This is a genomic window from Marilutibacter spongiae (genome assembly GCF_014145325.1).
Lineage (GTDB): Bacteria > Pseudomonadota > Gammaproteobacteria > Xanthomonadales > Xanthomonadaceae > Marilutibacter > Marilutibacter spongiae.
This window is the reverse complement of sequence record NZ_JACHTF010000035.1, coordinates 1-2,193: the sequence shown is the minus strand read 5'-3', so window position 1 is coordinate 2,193 and position 2,193 is coordinate 1. Positions and strand designations below refer to the sequence as shown.

Below are 2,193 nucleotides of genomic sequence, written 5' to 3'. Positions count from 1 at the left end.
TGGGCGAGATCGAGTCGGCGCTGTCGTCGCGGCCAGGGGTCCGGGGCGCGGTGGTGGTGGTGCATGCGGACCCGGCGCTGGGCAAGCGGCTGGTGGCGTACGTGGCGTCGGACGCGAGCGGGGCCGAGGCGCTGCGCCGCGACCTGTCGGAGCGTTTGCCGGCGTACATGGTGCCGTCGTCGATCATGGTGTTGCCGGCGTTGCCGCTGACGGCGAACGGCAAGGTCGACCGGCAACGCCTGCCGGCGCCGGAAGCCGCGGTCGCGGCCGTGCACGAAGCGCCGCAGACGCCGACCGAGCAGGCGATCGCCGCGATCTGGACGCGCCTGCTCGGCGTGGAGCAGCCGGGGCGTGGCGACGACTTCTTCGCCCTGGGCGGGCATTCGCTGCTGGCGACGCGCGTGGCCAGCGAGATCGCCAGCGGGCTCGGCAGGCGCCTGGGCATCCGTGCCCTGTTCGAACACACGACGCTGGCCGCCCTGGCCGCTCATATCGATGCGCAGGATCCGGACCGCTACGAGGCGATCCCGGTTGCCCCGCGCGACGCCGTGCTGCCGCTCTCCTTCGCGCAGCAGCGTTTGTGGTTCATCGACCAGCTGGATCGCTCGGCCGGATCCGCTTACCACATCCCCAGTGCGATGCGGCTCGACGGCCCGCTCGATGCACGGGCCCTGCAGGCCGCGCTGGACGGGATCGTCGCGCGCCACGAAGTGCTCAGGACCACGTTCGCGCCGGTCGAGGGCGGGGCGTGCCAGGTGATCGCATCCGCATCGACGCCCTTCGATCTGGCCCATCACGATCTTTCGCATCTCGACGACGACGCCCGCGACGAGGCCGTCGCCCGGCATGCGGCCGCGGAGGAACGCGCACCCTTCGACCTTGAGCAGGGCCCCCTGATCAGGGGCCGGCTGCTGCGTCTCGCCGACGAAGCCCATGTCCTGCTGGTCACCCAGCACCACATCGTGTCCGACGGCTGGTCGATCGGCGTCCTGACCCGCGAGCTGGTCGAGCTGTACGACGCCGTCCTCGAGGAGCGCGCGCACCGCCTGCCGGCCTTGCCGGTCCAGTATGCCGACTACGCGGTGTGGCAACGTGCGCATCGCTCGCTGGAATCGCAGGTCGCGTACTGGCGGCAGGCGCTGGAAGGCGCGCCTGCCCTGCTCGAGCTGCCCGCCGACCATGCGCGACCTTCGCGGCAGAGCCATGCCGGTGGCATCCTCCCGGTGTCGCTGCCGCCGGCGCTGTGCGAAGCCCTGCATTCGCTCTCGCGTGTCCATGGCACGACCCTGTTCATGACCCTGCTGGCAGGCTGGTCGGCACTGCTGTCGCGCTTGAGCGGCCAGGACGAGGTGGTGGTGGGCACGCCGGTGGCGAACCGCCAGCGCACCGAGGTCGAGCCGCTGATCGGCTTCTTCGTCAACACGCTGGCGCTGCGCGTGGGCTTCGATGCATCGACCACCGTCGCCTCGCTGCTGGACCAGGTGCGCGAGCACACGCTGGAGGCCTACGCGCACCAGGACGTGCCGTTCGAGCAGGTGGTCGAAGCAGTGCAGCCGGTGCGTTCGCTGGCGCACAGCCCGGTCTTCCAGGCCGTGTTCGCGCTCAACAACACGGCCCGCGAGCTGGACGCCGGGACCCGCGACCTCACCGTGTCGGCGCTTCCGCCACCGCATGTCACGACCCAGTTCGACCTCACCCTGTCGCTGTCGGAAGACGCAGACGGCATCCGCGGCATCGTCGAGTACGCGAGCGACCTGTTCGAGCCGGCGACCGTGCAGGGCTGGATCGACGCCTATGCCCGGCTGCTGGGCGGCATGGTCGCCGACCCGGCGACCCCGGTCGCGCGCTTGCCCTTGCTGGACGCAGCGCAACGCCAGCACCTGCTGCACGGGGTCCATGGCGCCTCGCAGCCCCTGCCGCACGCCAGCGTGCAGGCGGCCTTCGAGGCTCGGGTCGATGCCACCCCCGACGCGCTCGCGCTGACGGGCGAAGGCCGGCAATGGACCTTCGATGCCCTGGACCGCGCCGCCAACCGCCTGGCCCATGGCCTGCGCGAGGCCGGGGTTGGCGCCGACGTACGCGTGGCGATCTGCGCCCCGCGCAGCGCCGGCTTCGTGGTCGCGATGCTGGCCGTGCTCAAGGCCGGCGCGGCCTACGTGCCGCTGGAGGTCGATGCCCCGGCCGCGCGCCTGG

1 protein-coding gene is annotated in these 2,193 nt (G+C 72.0%); it reads left to right on the top strand.

The features are described 5' to 3' along the window. The coding region (locus tag H4F98_RS16570; protein WP_182688933.1) for a condensation domain-containing protein at positions 1-2,193 on the top strand (2,193 nt) is incomplete at both ends.